The 2952-nt window shown below is 69.8% G+C and carries 2 protein-coding genes; both read right to left on the minus strand.

The window, feature by feature from the left end; genetic code table 11:
* Positions 1–23 precede the first annotated feature (23 nt).
* Positions 24–1631, minus strand: coding sequence for a CocE/NonD family hydrolase (locus HUW62_RS46620; protein ID WP_176438117.1), 1608 nt, complete (start codon positions 1629–1631; stop codon positions 24–26).
* Positions 1632–1728: 97 nt separating this feature from the next.
* On the minus strand, positions 1729–2952 hold a 1224-nt coding region (locus HUW62_RS46625), incomplete at its 5' end, for an ATP-binding protein (RefSeq protein WP_176438118.1).

Here is a 2952-nt window from a genome sequence, read left to right on the forward strand (position 1 = left end):
GCCCGGGAGGGAGGGGCGCGTGGCTAGCGCAGCGGCAGGTCGAGCCAGGACGGTCCGCCGAGCGCGAGCGGCGCGCCGGTGGTGTTGGCGTCGAAGTAGAGCGGATCCTCGGTGTCGACGACGAGCGCGAGCTGGTGCCAGGCCGGGACGTCGTACGCGGTGGCGGGGAACACCAGGTTCAGGTCCACGGGCGCGCCAGGCGTGGCGCCCTGCCAGCTCAGGGGCACGTGGGTGATGAGGCCGCCGAAGTCGCCGGCCAGGTCATACAGGTAGGCGACCACGGTGCCCGACGCCGTCGTCGGGGTGATGCGCAGCCTCAGCGTGGCCACGCCACGGATGGAGATGGCGCGCGTGGAGAGGGAGGAGGTCCACACGCCCGCGTTCAGGCGGTTGACGCCCGGCAGCCACACGATGGGGGGAATGCCCGTGAGCGCCTGGAGCCCGTTGGTGAGCAGCGCGACGCCCGCGTCGGCGGTGGTGTCGAAGCCGCTGAAGACGGTGCGCGAGGAGGTGGAGGAGGAGCCTCCCAGTGTCCCGGTGCCGTCGAGCAGGCGGATGGCGCCCAGCGCGTGGCGCTGCGTGCCCGAGGACACGTCGGCCCAGTTGGCATAACCCTCCACGTCGCCGTCGTAGGTGCGCAGGACGACGGGGGCCTCGTTGCCGATGCCCGTGTTGATGCCAGCCACGTACTGGTCCATCCAGCGGTGCACACTGGTCCAGACGTGGTTGTCCAGGCCGAGCAGGCCCGTGGCCTCGACGACGGCGTGGTCTCCCGGGGCGAGCTCCAGGCGCTTGGGGCCGGTGAGCTGACCGAAGAAGTCGACGAGCTGGTTGGGGGGGAAGAGGCTGTCGCCGTACGCGTTGGCGATGAGGATGGCGGGCGCGTTCGTGTTGATGCGGCTCACGTAGGTGGAGGCCGAGCGGATGCGGCCCCAGCTCTTGATGGCCTCGATTTCGCGGTTGGCGAAGTAGTTGTCGATGCTGGTGCGCAGCTCGGGGCTGGGCCGGCCCAGCAGGCGCGAGGCGATATCCAACAGGGCCACCGCCTGCGGCCTGCGGGTGTCACCGCCGTACAGCGACGCCACCAGGTCCGTCCATCCGGAGAGCGCGGCCACGGCCTTCACGCGCGAATCGAACCCCGAGGCGATGAGGGCGATGCCGGCGCCGTACGACACGCCCGCCAGGCCGATGCGCGCGCTGTTCGTGGGCGTGTTCGCCACCAGCCAGTCGATGACGCGCGAGGTGTCGGCGATGTCCGCGGGCCCGCCGGTGTCGATGCCACCGCCCGACGCCCAGAAGCCCCGGGGCGTGTACGACAGGACCACGTAGCCCTTCTGCGCCAGCGCCTTGGCCTGGGCCAGGTACTCCAGGTCATTGAGTCCCCAACTCGCGATGAAGACGACGGCGGGGTGGGGACCGGGCGTCGTCGGCGCGATGAAGTTCGCCTTCAGCACCACGCCGTTGCCGACCGCGATGTCGACGAACTGGAAGGCCGTGGTCGGCACCGCCGCGAGCACGGCGCTCACGACAGGGGTGGGATGTGGAACGGCGGCGTTCCCGGCGAAGGGGAGCAGCAACGCCAGGAGGAGGGACGGCAGTCGGAGCAACCGGGGGGCAAGACGCTGCGCCATGGAGCACCTCGGGACTGCTGGCTAGAGGGGGCGCACACCGTACCGCTCGATTGATTCGTCAATCAAGGTTAGTCCTGGATGACTTGTTAAGCATGTTTCAACGTCCAGGGAGGGAGTAGCGGCCTTCCTTGTGGAGCTCGCGGCTGATGCCGTGGAGGAGGTCCTGGGCGCGAATCTCCTGGGGCTCGCGGACGATGGCCTTGAGGCAGGCGTGGCGGAGCACGTTGATGATGGCGCCACCGGACAGCTCGTGCTCGCGCGCCAGGCGGGGCAGGTTCACGTCGGCCGCGAGGGTGAAGGGCTTGTCGCGGAAGCACGCCTCCCAGAGCCGCAGGCGCTGCGCGGGGCCGGGCATGGGGAAGTGGATCATCGACTGGAAGCGGCGCGCGAAGGCCTCATCGAAGTGGGCGCGCTGGTTGCTGGCGAGCAGGGCGATGCCCGGGAAGTCCTCGATGCGCTGGAGCAGGTAGGAGATCTGCTGGTTGGCGGCGTGGTCATTGGCGTTGCGCGACTCGGTGCGCTTGCCGAAGAGGGAGTCGGCCTCGTCGAAGAAGAGAATCCAGCGCTGGAGCTGGGCGTGGTCGAAGAGGCTGGCGAGGTTCTTCTCCGTCTCGCCGATGTACTTGGACACCACCTTGGAGAGGTCCACGCGGAAGACGGGCATGTTCGTGGCCTTGCCGAGCAGCGAGGCGGTGAGCGTCTTGCCGGTGCCGGGAGGGCCGTGGAAGAGGCTGCGGTAGCCGGGCTTGAGTTGCTTGCGCAGGCCCCACGTGTCCATCAGCGTCTCCTGGTGGCGCGCCCAGGTGATGATGTCCTCCAGGTCATCGCGCAGCGGGCCGTCGAGCACCAGGTCATCCCAGTCCTGGAGCGTGGTGATGCGCTGGGCGGGGAACTCCGGGCCGAAGGGCGGCTGGTAGGTGCCTCCGGTGGTGAGGCGCTCCAGGTACTCCGGCGTGAGCTGGAGGGCGGCGGACAGGGGCGGCTCGTCCGGGTGACGGCGCTCCAGGCGCAGCACGCGGCGCGCGAGGAGCGGGTGCTCGGGATGGAAGAGGCGGTGGTGGGAGAGCCGCTGGGAGAGGTCCTCTCCGGCGAGGAGGAACAGCGCCGTCTCGCCGGTGGGGAGGAAGCCGCCGTGGGAGCTCCCCGCCAGTCCGCCGAACTCGGTGAAGCGGCGGTCCAGGGCCTGGTTGCGGATGAAGAGGGGGTCCAGGGCCGAGGGCTGGACGTGGGGCAGGTACGCGAGGACGAGGAGCAATCGCTCGGGGGGCTGGAGCTTCAGCTCACGGAGGACGTCGGAGTAGGGCGTGGACTTCTTCGGGAG

This window comes from Myxococcus sp. AM011, from assembly GCF_013372595.1.
Lineage (GTDB): Bacteria > Myxococcota > Myxococcia > Myxococcales > Myxococcaceae > Myxococcus > Myxococcus eversor.

Bases quoted from the DNA above. Each gene is read 5' to 3' on its own strand.
- HUW62_RS46620 (WP_176438117.1), bottom strand. From the start codon at position 1,631: ATGGCGCAGCGTCTTGCCCCCCGGTTGCTCCGACTGCCGTCCCTCCTC.